This is a genomic window from Methylomonas paludis (genome assembly GCF_018734325.1).
GTDB classification, from domain to species: domain Bacteria; phylum Pseudomonadota; class Gammaproteobacteria; order Methylococcales; family Methylomonadaceae; genus Methylomonas; species Methylomonas paludis.
Window position 1 is genome coordinate 2,640,684 of the sequence record NZ_CP073754.1, and the last position, 22,786, is coordinate 2,663,469.

Annotated in this window: 17 protein-coding genes; all 17 read right to left on the bottom strand. The window is 37.4% G+C overall.

The genetic code is table 11. The annotated features are described in order from the left end of the window. Positions 1–200: 200 nt before the first annotated feature. Complete coding sequence (gene gmd / locus KEF85_RS11840) at positions 201–1,322, bottom strand: GDP-mannose 4,6-dehydratase (protein ID WP_215580828.1); 1,122 nt, start codon at positions 1,320–1,322, stop codon at positions 201–203. Between the two features lie 796 nt (positions 1,323–2,118). Continuing rightward, positions 2,119–3,270 carry a glycosyltransferase gene (locus KEF85_RS11845; RefSeq protein ID WP_215580830.1) on the bottom strand — a complete coding sequence of 384 codons (1,152 nt, stop codon included), beginning with the start codon at positions 3,268–3,270 and terminating at the stop codon, positions 2,119–2,121. Positions 3,271–3,349: 79 nt separating this feature from the next. Further along, positions 3,350–5,311: a hypothetical protein gene (locus KEF85_RS11850; RefSeq protein WP_215580832.1), complete on the bottom strand. Its 1,962-nt coding sequence runs from the start codon at positions 5,309–5,311 to the stop codon at positions 3,350–3,352. Between the two features lie 449 nt (positions 5,312–5,760). Beyond that, complete coding sequence (locus KEF85_RS11855) at positions 5,761–7,125, bottom strand: IS1380 family transposase (RefSeq protein ID WP_215580090.1); 1,365 nt, start codon at positions 7,123–7,125, stop codon at positions 5,761–5,763. A 53-nt stretch (positions 7,126–7,178) separates the two neighbouring features. Continuing rightward, complete coding sequence (locus tag KEF85_RS11860; protein WP_215580834.1) at positions 7,179–8,648, bottom strand: hypothetical protein; 1,470 nt, start codon at positions 8,646–8,648, stop codon at positions 7,179–7,181. Between the two features lie 10 nt (positions 8,649–8,658). Then, positions 8,659–9,948 carry an MATE family efflux transporter gene (locus KEF85_RS11865; RefSeq protein WP_215580836.1) on the bottom strand — a complete coding sequence of 430 codons (1,290 nt, stop codon included), beginning with the start codon at positions 9,946–9,948 and terminating at the stop codon, positions 8,659–8,661. A gap of 11 nt (positions 9,949–9,959) precedes the next feature. Further along, the gene (locus KEF85_RS11870; RefSeq protein ID WP_215580838.1) at positions 9,960–10,649 is read right to left on the bottom strand and encodes a hypothetical protein; all 690 of its coding nucleotides are present in this window, start codon (positions 10,647–10,649) and stop codon (positions 9,960–9,962) included. A gap of 223 nt (positions 10,650–10,872) precedes the next feature. Next, positions 10,873–11,589 (bottom strand): tyrosine-protein phosphatase, encoded by a 717-nt coding sequence (locus KEF85_RS11875; RefSeq protein ID WP_215580840.1) that lies wholly within the window; start codon positions 11,587–11,589, stop codon positions 10,873–10,875. Positions 11,590–11,765: 176 nt separating this feature from the next. Beyond that, positions 11,766–12,887, bottom strand: a complete 1,122-nt coding sequence (locus KEF85_RS11880) for an IS4 family transposase (protein WP_215579912.1) — start codon at positions 12,885–12,887, stop codon at positions 11,766–11,768. Between the two features lie 558 nt (positions 12,888–13,445). After that, the gene (locus KEF85_RS11885; RefSeq protein WP_215580842.1) at positions 13,446–15,725 is read right to left on the bottom strand and encodes a GumC family protein; all 2,280 of its coding nucleotides are present in this window, start codon (positions 15,723–15,725) and stop codon (positions 13,446–13,448) included. Continuing rightward, complete coding sequence (locus KEF85_RS11890; protein ID WP_246534911.1) at positions 15,725–16,339, bottom strand: polysaccharide biosynthesis/export family protein; 615 nt, start codon at positions 16,337–16,339, stop codon at positions 15,725–15,727. Before KEF85_RS11890 ends, KEF85_RS11885 begins: the two co-directional genes overlap by 1 nt. Positions 16,340–16,346: 7 nt before the next feature. After that, a complete protein-coding gene (locus KEF85_RS11895; RefSeq protein WP_215580844.1) occupies positions 16,347–17,576 on the bottom strand; it encodes an outer membrane beta-barrel protein in 1,230 nt (409 codons plus the stop codon). After that, entirely contained in the window at positions 17,573–18,985 is a 1,413-nt protein-coding gene (locus KEF85_RS11900) for an O-antigen ligase family protein (RefSeq protein WP_215580846.1), read from the bottom strand. Before KEF85_RS11900 ends, KEF85_RS11895 begins: the two co-directional genes overlap by 4 nt. A gap of 383 nt (positions 18,986–19,368) precedes the next feature. Further along, positions 19,369–19,656 (bottom strand): hypothetical protein, encoded by a 288-nt coding sequence (locus KEF85_RS11905; protein ID WP_215580848.1) that lies wholly within the window; start codon positions 19,654–19,656, stop codon positions 19,369–19,371. A 35-nt stretch (positions 19,657–19,691) separates the two neighbouring features. Continuing rightward, positions 19,692–21,302 carry an exosortase E/protease, VPEID-CTERM system gene (xrtE, locus tag KEF85_RS11910; RefSeq protein ID WP_215580850.1) on the bottom strand — a complete coding sequence of 537 codons (1,611 nt, stop codon included), beginning with the start codon at positions 21,300–21,302 and terminating at the stop codon, positions 19,692–19,694. Positions 21,303–21,316: 14 nt separating this feature from the next. After that, positions 21,317–21,583 (bottom strand): hypothetical protein, encoded by a 267-nt coding sequence (locus KEF85_RS11915; protein ID WP_215580852.1) that lies wholly within the window; start codon positions 21,581–21,583, stop codon positions 21,317–21,319. Positions 21,584–21,719: 136 nt separating this feature from the next. Beyond that, positions 21,720–22,418, bottom strand: coding sequence for a hypothetical protein (locus KEF85_RS11920; RefSeq protein WP_215580854.1), 699 nt, complete (start codon positions 22,416–22,418; stop codon positions 21,720–21,722). Positions 22,419–22,786: the final 368 nt, after the last annotated feature.

The following is a 22,786-nucleotide window of genomic DNA, read 5'->3' on the forward strand; positions in this document are numbered from 1 at the left end:
CAACACTATCTGGGTTGGAGGCAGAGTTTGGGCGCTGGGGACAAAACTCTCACCCAGCGTCACATACTGCAAGTCGCAATGGGCTATTCGTACTTTATCAACTACTAAACTATCCACCAGTAACTACTGCTGGATAGTGCACTACCTACCATCAATGAAAAGCAATAAAGTTCTTAGCATGCTCAAGCATTGACTCATACTCACTCCCGGCTTACTGAAACAGGAAACCCTTCGTTAACCAACAGAGCATGTTTTCTGGCTTGATATAAATCAGAAGCCACCATTTCACTCACTAATTCCGGCAAGGTGATTTGCGGTTCCCAACCCAATTTTTGTTTGGCATAACTAGGATCACCCAGCAAAGTTTCAACTTCGGCTGGTCTAAAATAACGAGGATCAATCTGAACAATAACTTGTCCTACTTTCACATTCGGAGCTTTATCGCCTGTCACAGAATCAATAAACGCCTTCTTGTCAACACCTTCACCTTCCCAACGTAACACGATGCCAAGTTCAAGTGCTGCAAATTCAATAAACTGCTTAACCGAATATTGAACGCCAGTCGCAATTACAAAATCTTCAGGCTTTTCCTGTTGTAACATCATCCATTGCATACGTACGTAATCTTTGGCATGCCCCCAATCCCTTAAAGAATCGACATTACCCATATAGAGACAATCCTCAATACCCAACGCAATATTACATAATCCACGGGTAATTTTCCGTGTTACAAATGTTTCACCGCGACGTGGCGATTCATGATTGAACAAAACTCCATTACAAGCATACATACCGTAAGCTTCACGGTAATTAACCGTAATCCAATAGGCATAAAGCTTTGCTACTGCATACGGTGATCGTGGATAAAAAGGCGTCGTTTCCTTCTGTGGAATTTCTTGAACCAAACCATACAACTCGGAAGTTGATGCCTGGTAAAAACGTGTAGTTTTATCAAGTCCAAGAAAACGTAAAGATTCTAATAAGCGCAAAGTACCAATAGCATCTACATCAGCAGTATATTCAGGCGACTCAAACGATACAGCAACATGACTCATCGCACCTAAATTATAAACCTCAGTAGGTCTAATTTCGCTGATAATTCGGGTCAAATTCGAACTGTCTGTTAAATCACCATAATGCAAATAAAAACGTTGCTCATTTTCATGTGGATCCTGATAAATATGATCAACCCGTTCCGTATTAAACAAAGATGCTCTACGTTTAATACCATGCACTTCATAACCCTTTTCCAATAAAAACTCAGCCAGATAAGAACCATCCTGACCAGTAATACCGGTAATTAGAGCAACTTGCTTTGACATAAAATTCCCTCAAAAATTAAAAAAAGCTGGCGAGTTAATCTATTCACAGAAATCAATTAACCAAAATTCAAATAAACAGCCAATCCTAAAATCATTTAGCACTCATACATTTAAATAACCTTTCACACTGCCCTAATACATATTCTTTATTGATTACTTTAACTCCTACTCCATGTGCAATCAAATTTACATTAGGCCGGCTTGACATAGCTTCCTACAAACTTAGTTACTACTCAGCATACAAATATCATTTTACAAAACTGGCGATTTTAGGATGTGCAGTTCAGCGCATAATTCAAAGCAAACTACTTATTTAAAAGGGTCAACCAAAATTTACGCCAAATAATTACAGAATTTATATCATTTAACTACATAACAACATCAAAACACACATAAACACACCAAATAGGCAGACTAAATAACAGAATATTCAGTAAAATAAATCTACTTATTAGACAAAAAAACTCATTAGTTATTTAAAATAGCCCAATAATATTTAACATCAATTTTGTTATATTTTGTTACTGCGTAAGCACGATGCTATAGACATAGTAGTTGCTTCAAATAGCCGTAGAATATGGCTTATTTATTAAAAGAAAACGTAAAAATAAACTGGTAAGTTGTTTAGTCCAACAATAAATTGTGGCTAAATAACATGGTTATTAATCAAATATCGCCCTCCAGGTTAGTTTAGCGAACTCTTTACATCAATGTAAACAGAAACAAACAGTCCGTATGAACTTATCAGCAAATTATAATCGGTAAAATATATAGCATAAAACTTTAAAAAATCGAATCATCCTTCAAACAAACCAAGTAAAAAGGAACTAGCTTTAGTGATTTCGTACCGATTTTTAAAACAAACACGAGCATTTACTCGCATATTATCTTTCGCAACATCATCAATATGCTGCCATTGAGATAATAAACTCTCACAACCAACCAAATCATCATTAGCAACTAAACCAGCATTATCCTCAACTATTTCTCGCCAAATATTAACTTTATTGCTAATTAATACCGGAACATTCGCTGAAAGGGCTTCGGCGACAACAATACCAAAGTTTTCCTGATGAGAGGGCAAAACAAAAGCATCAGCATTTAAATAAGCACCCCATTTTAAATCACCGGATAACATACCTGGCCAAACTATTTTCTCAGCCACACCCAATCTTTCCGCCAATTGTGTAAGGTTAGACTGCATACCAACCTGATCGGGACCAGCGATAACCAATATGGTATCATCGGCGGCAGAATAGACTTTTGAAAATGCTTCTATCAGCAAATCAACGCCTTTCTTGGGATGAATTCGGCTTAAGAATAACAAATAACGTTTACCTTGCAATTGTGGGTATGTCTCCAAGAACAACTGCTTTTGTAAATCCTGATCACCAATACAACCAGCAGTACCATAACTAACCACTTGCTCCTGGCAGCGGTATGGCCAGAAAGACTCTCTTGCTTGGATTTTTTCTTCTTCACAAGTAAACAAAACCTGCTTGGCATCACGCAATACCGGATATTCACCCCACCACCAATACAAATATTTTTTCAAATGTTTTAATGGGTACGCACGTTTAAACCAAGGATCTAGCATACCGTGGGTAAAAATATAATACGGTTTTTTAGCTTTAATCAATACGCGATGTGCAGCGAAACTGTGATACTGCCAAATACCATTAATAACAATCACATCATATTCGTGACAGTGTAATGTTAACCAAGGAATTAATTTTTTGCTATAACCGTATGTACTCTTCTTACCCGATCCTAGAGCAAAAACTTCAAACAAAGTCTGATTCTTTACAAAATCAGCATCGTCTAAATCAAGCGTAACAACACTTAACTGATGCCCTAATTCTTTATAACACTTAGACAACTGGGTAACACCCTCAATTGGCCCACCTGCCTTAGGATCACAAGAGCGAATTATATGTAGAATTTTCATTGAACCAAATATTGGGTAGTTAGTTTATATTTCTTAAAAGATTAAATACAATTGTTTATGCATAAAAATCACATCTAACTTAATGCTTAAGCCGATTGTTAAACATAATACATTCATTATTATTTAGGGTAAAGGACAAATTATGATCAATTACGGGATATTCTGTAATAAAATTAGATTTTTCACTAATTCCGGTAATTTTATCAATACCAGAAAATGGAAGATTATATATTTTCGGCGAACTAGCTTGGTTATAAAATATCATTGCCTTATGCCCATCCTGCCAATCGGCACCGACTCCATTTTTATCCAAAAAATATTCTACCCTTACAGGCGGATCATTTGCTAAAGGTCCTACCCATACGACTACAACAAATTTATCATCCACAGTCGCATTAACCGAGGATTTAAGCAACTGCAATCCATACCACTTATTTGTAGATGGCGCTGGAAATATTGCATTAGTAGGTAATACCTTAATTTCTGGACTAGCAAACTGAGAAAATATCTTTATTTTTAATTCACCACTTACCCAAGTATCTGAGTTTAATTGGTATATTTGTTCAGGACCAAATAAAAACTTAAAGGCAATTTCCTCGGCAGAACCTGGGGTATCGGTATTTAACACCATTGCACCAAGCATACCAGTTTTTTCTGCTTGCCACAACTGGGTTACATGCCAATGCGAAGCAGAATCAAGCGACTTATAATCGGTAAGTCCACTAATTAAATTTGAATGCAAAACGTAATCAGTGCACAAAGCTCCACCGAAATCAGACACATACGCCATACTACTTTGATCACTAACATCTGATAAAAATAATTGTTTTTTATCGTCAGAATTCACTTTTATGGCAACTTGTGCACCGCGAAAAATACCTGCCATGCTATTAGTATTGCTGCTGATCAATCCCCCAACAAAACTATTTCTAAGTCCGCGCCCTTGGGTAAATCCAAAATACCAGTCATCTTTACGTCCATGAATACCTCGAATATTGGCATCTTGCCAAACATACTCTAAAGGTAAAGACTGTTCTTGCAAAGGTAATTTTTTAAAATAAGGCGCAGCGTACAAGGAAGACAGAATGGACTGATCTATATTATTGTTTCTAATTACTTGTCCTAATAACCAGTTATTACGCGCATCTCCGGTAACCGCAGTTACAATGGCCAAAGCTCCAGCTTCAATAGGTAACCAGCCTTGTTTAAGCCAAATATCACTCCAGGTTTCTGCTATACCCTGAGCAGTCATTACCAAAGGCCAGTAATTAACTGTTTTTTTAATAATTTCCAAGGCTTCCATATCATCGGTAATGGTGTAATATCGGCCTAGGATAATGGTATTCAAAGCATGATAAATGGGCGATTCATTTTCATTACCTATATAATGAAAGCCGCCATCAGGTAATAAACTTGTCTTTACTTTGGCCAACATGGTTTGACTAATAACCATGTAAGTGGGCTCTTCATAAATTTTTGCCGCTAACGCAGTTATAAGCGAAAAATATAAATCCTGATTAGGATAAGTACCACCCGCTTTAGCACCCCAATCCCAATTAATATCTTTTTTATATGCAGATACTTGAAAATCTATTGATTTTTTTAGTACAATCTTAAATTGTTCAAGTTTTTCAGATTGAATTCCAGATTGATTTAAAAAATACAAGCCATCAAGCATTGGAGCTAGCACAAATCTATTGACATTAGGATCACCAACATTTCCATCATTTTCTACCCACCACAACCCATTTTTACTATTATTTAGTATCAAATCTCCCAATACAAATAAATTGTCCAAGGTTTCTTGTGAAGATGGTTTTTGTGCGTAGGATACTGCGAAATAATCAAAACACTCTGCCGCATCTCTGAACATCCAGCTAAATTTAGATGTTATTAATTTTGTTTTAAGCGTAATAATACAGCCATCTATATCCGAAAATTTAGGTTGCTTTATATCAGACACATTAAAATTAGATTGCACAGAAAAAGAATTGAAGGCAATGCTAATAAAGAGGACAATTCGCAATATATAAATAGACATGATTTAATCCCAACCTAAACTTAAGACAGCAAAGACCATTAAAAGGATATCATTAAATCCATTTAAATAATTAAAAAATACCCGCTTATAACCATTGAGACATGCTTCTTACCTTTATAAGCTTATTAATGTATTTATGCATATTTTTTAGCTGAATAGACTAAAAATAGAAACCAAAATAATAAATCAAGCAAAGCTTATTTTCTTCCTGAATCCGTGTTCCTTTGGGTTTACGGGGTAGCCACTGCGTTTTTTACGCTTTTTTTAAAAAATAACGTTCCCCCATCACAGCTTAACTGCCGCCCATCAACCCCCTGACGGTAAAAATCCCACGTTTCTCCGGCTTTGCCGCTCTCCACGAGTGAAAAACCAGACATCCAGACAAGCAATCCTCTTCTCAATCCTGAGAATCAGCTCAAACCTTGCGTTTCCGTTTCTGTTTCCCAGGATTATCCCGATGCAAAGCCAGGCTGTACCACCAATCGCTCCTGCAAAAAAGCGAATACTTTAGCGACTGGCGAATCGTGCCCCAAATCAAGCCACCATTGCCGGGCCTTATGGATGACCTGAGCGGCTCGATACATGACTTCTTGCAGCACGGTTCGTAACCGCCGACGTTTTGCAGGATGGCGTATCGGTGCCAAGTGACCCGTCAAGCCCAGTTGACCAATCAGCCGCAAGCAGTTATAGGCCAGCATGCCCATTCTCAACAGGCAGTCGTTGGTCTCAAACTTACCTGAGGGTAACCGCTCCAAATCCAGGTCGGTTTTGAATTCCGAATGGAATTGCTCATGTGTACCGTGATCGCGATAGCGTTCAATGACCATTTCCTCCGCTTCCTCCAGACTTGTCCACCAACCTTCCAGTTCTACCTCCGGCAACAACAGCATCTGTCCATGTTTATTCGTGGTGCGCTCAATGACCCGTATGACCAGTCTGAAATGACGAATCTGTTTTTTCCAGGCGCGTTCTACGATCAACGTCATTAACGCTTCCCGTTTACCGGGTCGTTTTTCAACAAAGGCTCCGGCTGCTTGTGCTTTTTCGACCCAAGCTGTTTTGTCCTGTTTTCTGGGATTCCATTTGACCAAGTAGTCAAAGCACCGATCCATAGCCGCCCAGCGCACTTTCTCATCGGCGATGGCAAACAACAGCTTGGCGCTATCAAACCCTGAATCTTTGCGAAGCAGTACCGGTAAAGTCGGTGCAACCAAACGCTCAACGCGAGGAAATAGCCGCTCTAAAAAATAATCAATCTCCAGCGATGAATGCCAGCGACCGGGGCGTAACTCCAAGCCGACACACCAGCCCTCATTGCCTATATACGCCGCAACCGGCGTATAACCATCCACACCTTGATAGGTTCGGCTGACCTCTTCCTTCTTGGTGCCACTCTGATCCATGACGAAGGTATCCAAATCCAGGCAGACGTAACCTTTATGGGGTGTGATCGGGGCTTGTATTCGCTCAATGAGTCGAATCGAACATTCGTCCAACGGTTCCAGTAGCTTACCGCTGATACGATCAAGCCGTTGCCGCAGCCAGACACTGCCAGGAACCTTGCGTACATCCAATGCTTTCTTGAAAAAACGATCCTCACGAAACGGTTCAACTGCTTCGAAATCGCTTTTGCCTATACATAACAGACCGACCATCGTTTTCAATAAATCAGAGGTCTTAATCCCTTGGGATACCGGAATTTGTCCATCCACCACCGCTTCGACATTGATGGCTTCCAGGCATTGGCCGATTAACGACAGCCCGGCATAGGAAGTCAGTTCCTTCTTGGATTCTTTTAGCTTAAAACGTGCCATAATCAAATTGGGTGAACACAGAAAGTCTATATTATACCTTATTTATCATTGGCTTATGCGTTATTATGCGAGCCTGAACACGGATTCAGGTTCTTGTTAAAAAGAAAGTCGACAAAATAATTTACCATAAAAATAACTACCGCTAAAGCGAAAGTTTCACGAAATATAGAAACCAATAACGCCTCTCCCCCTCTTTCAGAAAATGGTAACCACAACTCTGTCATAAAAAAAACTCCCCACAAGTTTTTATATAAATCAGCATTAACAAGTAGCCTTAAAATAAAAAAGTATACCGCAAATATTATAAAAGTAAAAAAGGTACCGCCAACATAGCCAAACATTGCAGTATTGGTTGCAAAGACACCAATAGTAGGAAAGCCAGCTGATCCATTTAGCCTAGTTGCATAATAAAAACTTATTAAATCGACTTCACTGAAATCATTTTTTTCTACTAAAAAACTGGGTAATAGTTTTTTCAAATTTTCAGCCAAAAGAGGAAATCCCATTTCAGGCTCAGTATCTATTCTTGACAAGATTAAATCCATATCTTGAATCATTTCAATTCGATCAACTAAAATATCATTGGGAAAATAATTAAATAATGAGTTTGCAATTGTGACTACTTCATCGGTAACTTCTATATGAGTTGATGGATCAAACAGTTTGGGTAACACTTCAAAAACCATCATAACTTTATCATCGATTTTTGCAGTTTTAAATATTGGGTTACGCAAATAATGTATTGCCGGTGTCAAAATAAAAACAAACAAAAGTGAACCAAGTGTACCAATCAATACATATTTAAATGGAAATCCTTTATTATAGTAAATAATTGAAAAGACCACACCCAGCAACCCGGTTCCAAAGTGCGCTTTTGTATTACCCACCATGGCCTCAAAAAACATTAATATAAGCATAATGATATTAACGTAACCAAACGCACGTTTACCATTACTTTCAATCAAATAAGAAAAAGTATAAAATATTATCCCTAAATAGTTTAACCCTATAAACAAACCGAATCCACCAAAACCACGCTCAACCGTATAGCCATACATTTCCGGTTTGTTAATAACGTGCAATATAGAGCACACATATCCGATAATAAAAAAAGTCCAACCATACATCCTTAATTTTTTTGTATTAAGTGTGTACTGATAATATCCCTCTTTTACACCTATAATATCAACTAAATAAATTGATAAATACAGAGTTATATAACCAAAAAGTATCATCGCAAAAGACTCAAAAGGCGCCCACAATCCTTCATCAATTCTTTCCAACAACAATGTTTTAAAAAAAACCGGTATTACTGTATATTTTAAACACAAAACAAAACCAAACATGCTCAAAATATTATAAAATCCACGGTAATTTAATATTAAAACAGAAAGTATTAACGAAAAAAAAGCCATTATAACAATTGTTAAGTCTGCCCCCAAAACCAACTGAACAACAGAAGCCAAACATGAGCAAATAATAAATGGCGATAGTGGCAAATACTGACCAATTCGTATAAGCATTATTTCCCTCTCAATTGCATTTAGTAATTACTGATTTAAACTTTAACGGCAATATCCAAACCATTGTAACCACAAAAGAAAGAATTAAACCGATCAATATTCCTTTGACACCAAGCTCTATTGATAAATAATACTGCGACAAAATACTTACCAATGCTTGTATTGGCAATATATATATAATAACACCCAACTTACTAATTGACTGAAGTACTGTGGAAAAGGTTTCACACCAAATCCGTATTATGATATAAAAAGAAAACCAGGCAACGAGACTACTTTCTACTGCTACATTAAGATTCGGCGCAATAATTTTTACAACATATGGTAATAAAAAATACAAACTTGCCCCAAAAATGGATACAGTAAAAACACCAAAAGTAATTGTAGTTTTAATTGATTTGAGTATTATACGCCATTCGCTATTTGCTGCTCTCGCTGTATAATATGACCAATTTGCTGCCAATAATCCCTGATAAAACGACATACCAACCCAAAATATTCTATATAGAATATTATATTGCGAAATATCATCAGGCCGCAATGTCCTTGTCATGATTATATAATCAACATTCAAAACAGTTATCGTCATAATTGATAACATGGAGAATTTAATCCCTCTATAAAGCAGATTCTTTACTGCCCTATTAATATCAACACCTCTAAAAACTGCATTGCTTATTACCACTCCTATAAAACTAATTACTCCTAGTACACATTGCGGCCCTATAAATGCTACTACACTATATTCCAAGCTTAAAAACTTATCACTTTCATTAATTTGGGTTAATGCTATAACGAAAAACAGATTATTAAAAACCGTCAAAATATTTGCCACTATACCCTTTCTTAATGCATACAAGGCTTGAGTCGTAACCAATCCCAGCATATAACCAAAATATAATACTGTGCAGACTATAATTAACTCTTGTTGCTGCTCATTATCTATAAATTTAAAACTGCCAAATAGGAATTTTGCGGCATATTCATAAAAATAATAAAGTAGCGCTGAAAAAAAACCTACGTTCAAAATTAATACAATTAATGCTGCTGCGACATATTCACCAAATAATTGTTGTTTTGCTTTACCTTCACCAATATAGTTCTGTAGACTTTTACCGACACCAAAGTCTGTTAACCCAAACCAGGCAGCTAGAGAACAAATTAAGGCATATACTGCAAAACCGTCTGCTCCCAATTTTGTGGTTAGTATTGGTATACTAATTAATTGTATGCCAATAGAAATTATTCGACTTATCCAGTTACTTAATACAGTCCATCTTTGTATGGCTTTATTTTCCATCAGCTAACCAATTAGTTTTCACAAAACAATATTAAATCTTTTGAATCATTTACACATATTATTGACTTATTAACACCCTCTGTCAGATTTTTAATCAAAATATCAGTTTTAAGTGTCATAATATATAACTGTTTAAACGCCTTACCTACCAATATATGTTCGAACTCCGTTAATTTATTCCAATTTAAAAAGGCATTATAAACCAATTGATATTGTGCACTGTACTCCCACCGTCCAAGAGAAACTATTCGCTCAAAACCAGCTTCAAGAGTATTATCGTACTGCCCGCTGTGTATCTTATTTACGACCAAACCTTCCCATAATGCTGTCCAACTGGGTCTTAACTTTAAACCTTTTTCTGCATCTTTTATTGACTGCTGATAAGCTATATTTGCAGCATCCCTTAATTGTTGTTGTTCAAATTTCTGACCTTTAACTTGATTTGCAAACATACCAAGTATACTTAATTCTGAATTATTTTCGTGCATCTGTTCAGCAAAACTTAACTGAGTCGCAATATTCTGCCAATCTTCTATTGTCAAATTTGTGGTTAATTGTGATTGCGCTTCTCCAAGTTGATGCCGGAGTTGTACTTCAATAACACTTGCAATTGCCCATTTAACAGATAGATATGCTAGATAAATAAAAAAAACAATTAATAGTGATAACGAGGCGTATTTAATTTGCTGTGAATTTATCATTTCTGCCTTGAATTTTCATATGAAATAGTTAGAGCTCCCGAGAAGTACAGAAATAACCAGACATTTTTAAACTGTTCCACCGTAGATTTTTTAGGTTCCAAATAATCTAGACGTATTTATGTTTAATGTTAAGTTTGACTATATTAATTAGCCTGGATTATAAGCATAATATTTGATGTTTATCCTATCAAATTAGAGATGTATAAATTGGCATGGCAGAAAGCTATGAATTGACAATAATAGTGGCATTACCCTCTGTGAGTAATTGCATATATTTATTTCCAAAGGCCTGCTCTACTATTTCGGATGCGGCTAACATAGTAGGTATTCGTTTGTGCAGATTATGAGCATCAGTTGCCATTAGAGTTGCATATTTATTTGCAATTAACCAAAGGGCTGTGTTTTTTGATGCTTCACCAAACAACCCCGTTACTGAGCTGGCCGTAATTTGTAATAAACAACCAGCATTGATAAAAGGCAGAATTTTTTCTTTTTTTGCCAATACGCTCAAATTTCGTTCCGGATGAGCTATCATCGGCATAATCCCTTTTTGCAACAACCAAATTACCAGCTTTTCCGCGCCTAAAGGAATGTGGTCATGGGGAAACTCTAATAACAGAACTTTTTTATTTTGCCACATGCCAAGAAAAGGAATGCGATTTTGGCTAATCATTATAGGCAATTCAGAACAAAGCCTGACTTCGGCAGCCATGCTGAGCTTTAAATTAATATTATTGGCATTCACAGCCTGTTTAAAGCTGCTAAACACTGTTTGAATATTATTTATATCGTTATCATAGGTGCCCGGATGGATGTGTGGCGTAACAACAGCCTGAGTAATACCCTGCTCCACCGCGTATGCTGCCATTTTTAACGAGTCGTCCAAATTTTTGGGGCCGTCGTCGATACCTGGCAAGAGATGACAATGTAGATCTATCATAAATTTATTATGCTGGTTTGCAGATCGTTGTAAACAACCACCAAGTATTTTCGGCGAATTGACCCCGAACACCCGAATTTAATGCAAATTTGTTCGTATCATTTGCAATGATATTACACTACTTGCACCTGTTAGGTTTAAAGAAATTCCCCTCTGTACACGACAAAACGCGCCACTTAAATTCTGAGGGTTATTTTCCCAGACCGACTTCGGTCATAATCGATCATAGTCGGCGGACATAAAAACAAAATCCAGAATCGAAGCATCTCATCAGCCGATTTAACCGTTTTCAACAAAAAGTTATTCAGCTCGTCTAGCCCATAACGAAACAAGCTACATTCCGGGCGACCGTGTTGTTTGATGGTTAACGGCTTAACGGCTCGATGTTTCCATTCCCCGACTTTATGGGCCCAGCAAAAAGCAATGGCTTGGAGCGCCATGACTTTCTTAATCCGATAATACCGGGTCAGCCGGGTCTCTTCTAAATGGAAGCCGCGCCCTTTCAAGCATTGGAACAGGTTTTCAATTTGCCAGCGCTGGCCGTAAACTTGAATCGCCTGAGCCAAGCGCTGGTTACTGGCCAACACTAATAGCTCGTTGGTCTCTAATTTTAAGGCGTTCAACCAAACCCACTGATCGCCAATGCGCTGTCTTTTCCTCAGTACGCGCTGCTCGCCCGCCTTTAAATCCCGGAATAGGGCTTGAACGGGCTTTCCGGCGTGGCGGCGATTGGTCAGTAACTGATTGTCTTTCATCCGAATCAAATACGGAATGGTATGGTCTGTTAACCATTGCCACCACTGATCGCCAATAAACTCCCGGTCAGCCAATACGCCTTGAATGCCATGCCGACCAAACTGCCGGATGAAGCGTTGCAATAAGGCGATTCGTTCACGCTGATTGGAGTTACCCTGCTTATTCAACACCAACCAGTACACCGGCACCGCCATGCCTTTATAAGCAATCGCCAGGGTGAGGATATTCAGATTGGCCTTTCCCCATTTCCAGTTAGTGCGATCCAGAGTCAAATAATACGACTGGCCCTTAAAATCAAACAACTGCATGATCAGATGCGCCACGGCGTCATAATCAAAAACAACGGTTTGAAAAAAACGCTGAAGCCGCCTGTACCGGGACTTTAAGGTCGCCTGTCCACCAAAATTCACCGCTAATTGCGTTAAATTCATGTGCCTGGATTGGATTAACGCCAGTAACAGACCGATAAAACAATCTAAACGGCGCTTGCTCCAAGACACATGGTCTTTTAAAATCGCTCTAAGCCCATCGTTTAAGTCCATGTTCACCCCCTTTTTTAGTCATTAGAGAGTGAAACAGATTTGCGATGGGCTTTCAAGTCATAAGCTTAGATCATCTTCTTTAGGCAGTTTTTAGGTTTTGTCGTGTACAGAGGAAATTCCCTTAGCCAAATTCTGAGCATATTTGGATATCGTAACTCAATGTAAACAATGGTTAACATAACTCCACTGCAAGCCTCTCCAGATGGTTATAGACACCATAACATACTACACAGAGCCCCTCCCATTTTCTAAGTTGTTACATCACTCCTGCACAGCATACTACCAAGTAATCGGCAAATCAGGCCTAAAATGTGCTGGACAAATTGATATAGTTGCCTAAAAATATCATAAGTTGCGTTGACCCACTCACCCCAACCCCGATACATACTATTCGATTTACCTATAAAACTAAATTAGTCAATCACCAGCACAATTTAAACAAAGAGCACACCATTTGTTTATTATAAATTAATAATTCCAATCATAGGCACTCCGCTTGCTTGTAAATTATCCTATAGCTAGATTTAGTTCGTTCCATATGCCAAGCTAATTTTCCTGTTAGGACTTTTCTTCACTATAGTTACTACTTTGGTAGTAATTATAATAATAATTTGTACCATAATACCCATGACCTTTTTCAACATCCAACTGATTTAAAATAATACCAGCCATAGGTGCGCCAAACTTTCTCAGATGCTTCAAACCCTGCCTAATGGTTGCAACTTGAGTATGTTCTGCTCTTACTACATAAATAACCGATCTTACATATTGGGCTAATAAATTTGAGTCACTGACACTATTGATAGGCGGCGAGTCGATTAATACCATAGTATAACGCTTCTCCAATTCCTGAAGTAAATTGATAAACATTTGTGAACCCAACAATTCCAGAGGATTTGGTGGGATTAGCCCAGCCGGGATTAAATCGATATTGGGTCCTATATTATGTATACATTCGTCAATTTCCGCAGTTTTTGACAGTACATGGGCAAGACCAAAACTACCTTCCGGTAGTGTAGCAAAACGTTTCATCAAGGTTGGGCGTCTCAAGTCCGCATCTATCAGCAACACCTTACCGTTATCTAGCTGAGATAAGGAAATCGCCAAGTTCATACAAATGCTACTTTTACCTTCACCACTTAATGAGGAGGTAATTAACCAAACATTATGTGGACTATCAAGTGCCGATAAAATTAAACCCGTACGAATAGTACGAATTGATTCAGCAAATTGCGATTTCGGAAATACTTGTGCCATTTTACCAATATCGCTAATTTTGTCTGTATCGGCTTTTTTAACTTTATGGAAAGGCACTATTCCTAATAACGCTGCACCTAACTTTTCTTCAATTTCTGCCGGTGACTTAATTGTAGAATTTAAATAATCTCTCAGTACTGCTAGAATCACCCCAAAAACTAACCCAATCATAAATGAAATGATAACAATTAATTTTTTCTTGGGTTTTACTGGAACTAATGGATGATCTGCCCTATCAACAAACCGGATGGCATTATCTGATAAGGATGCTGTTTCTGTGGCTTCTTTATAGCGATTAAAAAACATTTCGTACAAATTACGGTTTGAATCAACTTCTCGCTGTAATTCTCTAAGCTGAGTCTGTTTTGAACCAATATCCTGTACTTGATCTTTATTGGTATTTACTTCACTAGCAACTGATTTTTCCTTTGCCAAAGCGATTTCATAGTGATTTTTTATACCGTTAATAGTACTAGCTATATGCTTTTTTAACTCCTGTTCTATGGATTCCAATTCTGATTTTGTGGCTATAATGTCATCATGACCACTGCCATAACGCTGGCTTAACTCGCTAAGTTTTTGACTTAAAGTAATTTCCTTTTGTTTTAACCCAATAATAACTGGATCGGCAAAGATTTCCGGCACTACTTCCGTATTTTTATATATGGAGTCACCCAAACTTTGGATCTTTTTATATAAGGCCTCCGCTTCCATGCGGGTAATGCGAGCGTCCGACAGTCGCCGAGTATTTCCTTCTATCTCACCTTTGGTGAGTGTTAACACTCCTTCCAGGTCGACTAAATGTTCTTTTTCTAAATAATTCTGTAGTTTGCTCTCCGACAGATTTAATTTTTCTTTTAAAGACTGCATACGATCAGCCAGCCATTCGGCAGCCATTCGGGTATCATTTGTACGCCCAGCCTGGCGAGTTTGTATATAAGTTTCACCAAGTATATTAACAATATCGCTAGCTAGTAATGGATCACTAGCCTCAAAGGATATATCCAACACTTGGGTTAGTTTGCGCGGATTTACGGCTAATCGACTCTGAAAATCGGAAATTAAACCCTCTTCTTTACTATATTTAGAGTAATCAATATCATTCTGCTGGTTTTTTTCGTCTTTGTTTTCAAAAACAGCAGGTAATAAGGCTGTTAGCTTTGCTCTTAATAAATTTTTCTCTTTGGGTTTATTAAATTCTGGATTATCGGCCAGATCTAATTTTTCTATCACTTTTCTGATCAGATCACGAGATTTTAATAATTCGATTTGAGTACGAAAATATTGCTCGGTAAGTGTCTGCATTTCATATGCATCGTTCATCATCAGAATTTTCGATTGCTGGGCATCTATTAATATACTCCCAGTTGATCGATATATGGGCGTTGACTTAATCATGGCAATAACTGCCAACACTGCAAATAAACCACCAATGCCTATTATATTCCATTTATTGTAACGAATAATTCGCCAATATTTTGTTAAATCAATACCCTCCTGGCTATTAATTGCAGTATTTGCAAGTGATTTCTCTGTGTATTCCATTCCCGAGGCGGCACGTTCTATGGTTTGTAAATTCATTAAAAAAAGCTCTCTTCTATCGTCAAAACATCACCTGGATTTATAGGCGTATCTAAACCAACAGTCTGTGCTGATTTACTTTGGCTTTTATCTGCTATTAATTCAATATTGGTTCTGGATGCTCGTTGGGTAAACCCACCTGCCATTGAAATTGCTTTAAATACGGTTAAACCAGGCGTAAAGTGATAAGCCCCTGGTTTTTGTACTTCCCCGTTTATATAAAACTCACGGTATTCAGTGATATTGATACTGACTTTGGGCTCTTTTAAATATTTGACTTTTAACTGATTCACTACTTTGGCTGACAATTCCCCAATAGTTAAGCCACTGGCAGTAATTTCACCTAATAATGGATGAATGAATGTACCGGCATCGGTTAATTTAGCCTCAACGCCCATACCAGCTTCTCCAAATACTAGCACCTGAATTTTATCACCAGGCCCTAGTCGATATGCCGAAGCAACGCTATCGTTACTGCTGGTTTTGACTTCGGTATTAATTGGATTTTGACTTTCAAAAATGATATTTTCATTTTCGGCTTTAGCACTTGCTAAAACGCATAACATCATTAACCCAACTATCATCTGTTTTGTTTTTTGCAAGGTATTTTTCATTTAACGCCTATTTAAAATGAATATATAACATATAAATATCTTGGTTACTATTTGAATTAAGCAAATACGCCTGAAAATCTGTTTTATAATAATTCACTCCCAAGTCGACCCAATCACGTATTTTATATTTTACATCGAGTTTATAGGTTGTTCCTGATACGGTATGAAGCGATGCACTATGCGATACGGTTTGATACATGCCACCAAGGTTAGTGGTTATTCGGTTAGGCCATTCATGCTCCCAACCCAAATTATAAGTTTGCAATTGCCTGTTACCAAAACCTATACTAGGCTGTATCATATTGGAAATATCTAGGTTAAATTTTGAGTACTCCAGTGGAGCCCAATAAATGTCACCATCCCAAGTTAAACCGCTGGTACCTCCTGTACTTATTAATTGTGAGTTACTTTGTATTTGTTCTTGAAATTCGCCAACTCTAATTGATCCCTTAGTCTTTGAAGTTTGATTCCATTTCATACCAACTAAATAACGCTGCATATTATATGACTGGGGGGAAATAAACTGGCCGATTGTTGTCGTAACAGTTTGTGAACTTGGATAATCAACAATTATATTTTGTACTTGACTAGTAAAATAAACATCTGGACTTAGACGCAGAAAGAACCCTGGTGTAAATTCAAACTGAGTTCGGTCATATACCTGAGTGGCATTCAACCTGTTATCGTAGGTAAATTGTAGCCATTTTAAATCCATACCAAGATTACCTTTAGCATCCACTCGACCATAGCGATATTCCAAACCAGCATTATATAAATGATATTGATCCGGCCCTGATAGCGTCTGCGCTATTGAACCTTGTGATAAAACCGTACCTCGCATATAGTGACTGAATATAGCATTGGTATTAAAATCAATACGATTTCGATTATTGGCCTCAAAATGCGTAGTAAACCCCAAGAACTGATCCACATAACTATCTTTATTACTATCATGATATTGTGAACTCAAAAATGAATACCTTAAGGCATATTTATCCATTTTTTTTCTTAAGGCTATTTCTCCGCCTCCAGTTACCTGAGTAATAAAACTTCCTTTCGGATTTTCTTGACTATAAAATATATTGTCGTTATAGGACTCATCCACATTCAAAGTTGGTGTTAAATCAAACGCACCAAGCGATAACATACCTGGCTTCATGTCTTTATCTGCTGCTGAGACATTGTAAGCGCTTGTTAACAACCACATTAGCAAGATTATCTTATCAATTCTCTTCATTTACGCAGGCCATTATTTTTTTGATAAACAGCTTTGCCGATGCTCGGCAGACTTAAAGATGCTATAAATAATAAGGCATTAGCTGGTATATGCAGATTAAAATCCATAAATCCATGTATCAATAAGCTTAAGGTGGCCATTATACCAACAAACCCCGTTGTTCTTACAAGCCGTGAATGTCTGTGCCTTATAGTTACAATGGCTTGATATAAACTTATCAAAACAACTCCGGCCAGCAACACAAACCCTATATAACCCATATCGCTTAAAATCTCAAGATAATCATTATGCGCATGCTCAAAACAACAATAATTATTAGTTATATAGCCAGGAAATACATATTTAAAGGTGCCTGCACCACTACCCAGCCAGCTGAAATCATGAATCATTGGCACTATGCTGGCGGCCACATCAAACCGGCTTTCGTTATGAACATCGGTTTTTTCTATTCTATCAGCTACCTTTAACCACCCCAGTAAACCAGCTATCACGATTATAACAAGAGATGCACTACAGAATTTAACAATTTTTTTGCCGTATGCTCTGAAGTTTGGCGATATCAATGTGCTTATTATGCCACTGAACAGCAAGCTGAAAAAAAACGCCACATTCCCCATTCTTGAACCACTCATAACCAAAGCATATAACATCATCATTATCGCGACAGCCTGAAGTGCATTTTTACTGTAAAGCCTATCCAGCCATTTTCTTAATTTGCTGCGCCAGGAATGTCCGTAGTGGATATTTTTTTCTTTATTATTAGTCAGTAATATTCTACCGATACCAAAGGCTACAGCCATTTCCAGATAACCGGCAAAATGATTACGAGCCACAAAAGTGCCGGTAGCGTAGCCAATATAACCTTGTTTTTTTACACCGAATAAATATTCAATGCCTGACCATACCATAAAACTACCGTATACAGCTTGAAACAAACCGGCAACGAACACCACACTTAAAAAAGTCTTTAATTTTTCTCGGCTATCTATCAGTTGCATCAATAAAAAATATATACACAGATAGAATAAACTTTTTAACGCAGTCATTTTCGTTATACCGGCATCCCAAGAGATACTAGTACTTTGCAGCTCTTTGAGTCCTGTCAAGGCAAAATTAGCTTGCGTATAAATATCAACAGTTTTTTCTGGTAATAATACTGAGGGAAATGGCAGACTTTGGATGAAAATCCAACAAACTAGCAGACTCAACAAACCTAGTGTTGCGATATTGATCGGTTTTTTTAGACATAAACTAAGATGAGTTTTACCATTGATGAATAAAAAACACCAATAAGTCATCATGATGAAACAAACAGCGGCAGCCAATAACCACGCCCAATCTCTATTACTACCAAACGGTAAAGGCATTATAAAAAATACTGCTAAAATTGTTTTAAATAAAAAAGGCATTATATTAGAGCAAGATATTAATTAAAGTATTTTGGCGAATTCATGGGATATATTATTTTCCAGATTAAGCCTGGTGATTTATCAGTCCCCACAGAGACAGCCAAATGCAATGTATTGCTTATGGCTTTGTTTCGCTTTAAGTTGATGCTCTATCAACTTTGGCTATTACTATAACATTTAGCCAATCGTTAAAAGTGTAATATCTACATTATTGTAAATATATGCAGTGATTTTATTTATGAATAGCTTCTTTTCGATTTCGTTACATATGATGCCATTCTAATAAGTAAGGTAAAACCGAATCCTTCCTGAAGCTGATTAAGTTTTCGCTTGAATTGTGCCAAATTGTTTTGCAGAGAGCGCGATTTGAATACCAAGCAGTATCATTTACCAACTAGCATTGATGCGCTCGATCCTACTTGCATATTTCTTCCAAATGTGTTTCCGTTATGTCCTTGACAAGGTCGACCTGCTTTTGAACTGTCACAATAACCATCATTGCATAATATACCTTTTTTTCCGTTAATATCTGTGCACGCCTTCACAAATATTTGCTCAGCATTTTCTATTATCGCCAATTTTGCTACATACTGATTAACACCCTTATCCAAAGTATCGCCTTGAATAATTGGTGCCGCCAATACACTGGCAATTAGTATTAATTTTCGCATGTTATTACCGTTTCACCAGAAAGCATTATTTATGCCTAATTCCAAAATGTCCACTGACCAAAGCCTATTACCATTACTGCTATCAAGCTATTTGCCACGTAATGTGCAATAACTGCATCTGCTAATTTCCCAGACTTGTGTTGAGCATAGGCAAATGCCAAACCGGCAATGCTGGCGATTTGCCAACGTTGATGCAGCAGGCCAAACAATAGTGATGATGAAAACCAAGCTATTATACTAATATATCTTGTATCCAGAATCTTAATTTTTATTTCGGCAATCTTATTCAACATATAGCCTCTAAAAAACAACTCTTCTGCAATTGGCACTACAATAATTGACCCCATAACTCTTAATGCCAGCCAAACTGCTTTGTATGATTCAGGCATTTCGACAAACCATTGCGGTGCTAAATTGCTGTTTGGCTGCCTGTATTCTGCCAAACACCAAATCACAAATACAAATACACCAACCCATAACCCTATTATTGATGGATTGTAAATTATTTTTTTATAAACCGATTTGTTTCGCCATATTACATAGCTAACTACAATTATTTTTAGCGGATACCATATATCACTTGTAATGGTAAAAGCGGTGGTCAACATTTGTAACGCCAATAACAAAACAAACGGCAAAATTAAGGCAGTAACCATGTCCAAAGATTCGTGTTGCTGTGAATTATTGACATGAACTAACTGACGATTGCCAAATAATTTTGGCGCCGCCCACATGACTGTAAATGATACACCAATAAATGCAATCCATCCGGCTTGAGAGTGAAAGCCATTTACTGCTATCTCTTCAGAAATTCTTGCACCTATTATTATTAATACCGTTATCCTAATGATATTAAAACACCAGATTAATATCAAGCCAATTGGTAATAATAATAATCCATTAGGAAATTTCAAATCTGTTCGATACAACCACAAATACAGAACTATAAACGCTCCAATTAGGCCCATTCCTTCATAACCGGAACATTCCTTAGCGATTTTCACCATAAACGTTGGAGTACCAATGACAAACTGGCTTTGATCTACCAACACCTCAGAAAACACCTGTTTTAACAGCATTTCGACCGAATTAAATGCCAGTGCATTAAACTCTTGCCATTGCCATTGAGTAATAAAAGTTGCTTGATAAATCAAAAAACTGGTTCCAGCACTTATCAGAATTGGCTTTCTGATAATAATCAGAATATTACCAATACTGTTTATCGGCATAACCGCTAGTATTAGCGCCACCACAAATGCAAATGCCGATAGCAGCCAACCAAATATATATAGGCTTCTCAAATTTCCTTGAGGCCAGTTATATGTTACATCAAGCTTTGAGGAAATAATCAGAAATAAAAAAAAACCAATAAAATGCAAAATGCATGATATTGGCTTAAATTGAAACGTTATCGCTTTTAATGCGCTATGGAGCTTTTTAGTTTTTGCATCAATTGCCACGACCAAGGCACATACCAGCAAGAAAAACCGAAAGCCTTGTTCTGGCTCTAATATTTTAGAGAGCTCACCTTTATTGGGTGCCAAAATATTTCGAATATCAAATGCAAACCCTACAGCTAATAACTCAAAAATTAATATTCCAACTGCGATATATTGAAAGTTTTTTTTATAGAAAAGAGAATGCATCGAATAAATACTAATTATTTATTCTGAACTTTACCTTTTCTTCTAGCATTAATCAAACCCATTGCGCCACCCAGCAAGGTCAATGCAGGCAATACACCAGCCGCATCAATTTCCGGCACATCAGTATGGCCTGTAAGGTAGTTTGGCAGTAAATAGGTTGGCACTGATCCACCACCGCCATGACCGTCACTACCAGGAACAGACCCGTTAGCCGATGCAGTTGACATACCTGCCAGCAATATTAAAGAAACAATTAGAACATGTTGATATATAGATTTCATTTTAATCACCTTGTATATAAAATTTACGCTACCGTGCTATGACATTTCAAATTTGCTACAAATTGTAGGCAAATTTTTCCATATTTTACCTGATGCATCAAATATTCATAAGATAGACACATCATAAAACCCTGCTTTAATCAAGCAAGCATTTTTTTCTAGCCGCCACTACTGTCATTAACAAAGAACCAAACACAATGAACATCCATTCATCTGCCTCAGGCACAGCAGCAGCAGTCAAATGTCCACCTAATGCAAAAAACTGATCATGAGCAGCTATTGCACTATTTAGGTCTGTCAGAAAATTGCTGTTCAATGTAATGTCTTTATAAGGGAGAGGAGTCGCGCCTGTATCATACGATTGTGACCCATACACTTTGCCGCTTTGCAAGTCATTAAAAGTTGGAATTGTTACACTATCATCACCTGCAGCACTTATTAACTCTGGGATTGAACCAGTGTAATCATAAAAAGTTACAATCGACGTGACTGCAGGGTTACTTACATAAAATGTTTGCAGTTGCAGCGTTGCACTAGTTACAGGAGCACTTAATCCAGAAATATTAAACACAAAAAAATCATTTACGGCTGTGTTATGAAGACCTGGATCCGTTGGCAATGCAACTGTATACCCTTGGGTACCTGTGGTTCCAGGTGTTAAAGAATATCCCCCCCAATACGAACCACTGTTATAAATATCCAAATTACCACTACTTAGCTCAAGCACATTGTTGACACTTTCTCCACTATAGCCGTAAACAAACGCTCCAGCTGGTTGAGCTACAAACAAGAGCCCGATTGTGGCCATTGATGCCATTAAATTTAAACGTTTCATAGATACCTCTATATTAAAAATTTTGAGTTGTGCCAGATCCAACCAAATTTCTGACGAGTCCAATTTTCTTTGCGATTCGAGTCTATCGCAACAAAAATTAATTGTCAAATGATTTAGGCGGTGAACGCCCAAACCCTCGACCAGTCCACAAAAATTATTTTATCCTCCTGATTTGATACAAAATTAATATTGACTATACCAAACATTACACCCAAATCTTAAGGCTTGGCTAAAATAAACTTGTCGCCTTCAGGTTGCCAGCTCAGTGCGGACATCGCCACTATCCCCACAAACAAACCTGGGCATGCAACACCCGGCTTTTCTTAACCCCTTTCCTTGTTGGATTTTGTTCGGGCCTAATACAAAGT